This is a genomic window from Isoptericola croceus, assembly GCF_029382255.1.
Lineage (GTDB): Bacteria > Actinomycetota > Actinomycetes > Actinomycetales > Cellulomonadaceae > Isoptericola > Isoptericola croceus.
Window position 1 is genome coordinate 1 of record NZ_JARLLG010000514.1, and the last position, 255, is coordinate 255.

Consider the following 255-nt stretch of genomic DNA (forward strand, 5'->3'; position numbering starts at 1 on the left):
ACACATCTGCAACAGCATCGCCAATGCCGGATTTTGATTCCGAATCATCATGACGCGGTTAATATCCTCTGTCGCACGCCGCAGCAGCGCAGCCTTGAGGACCGTCTCCGGGACAGCAGGGGCCTTCTTCTCTTTCGAAGAGGAGGCCGGAGGGTCAAGGTGGAGGAGGGAGAGATAGATGTCTCGCTGGAGATGATGAGGGAACCATGGTGCTAGAGAAGCGGCTTTCGCTACAAGCAATACGACGTCAGGCCC

At 56.5% G+C, this 255-nt stretch carries 1 protein-coding gene; it reads right to left on the bottom strand.

Going from position 1 to position 255, the window contains the following annotated elements:
* Positions 1–255: hypothetical protein (locus PZC42_RS24995; protein ID WP_277214333.1), on the bottom strand; the 255-nt coding region annotated here is incomplete at both ends.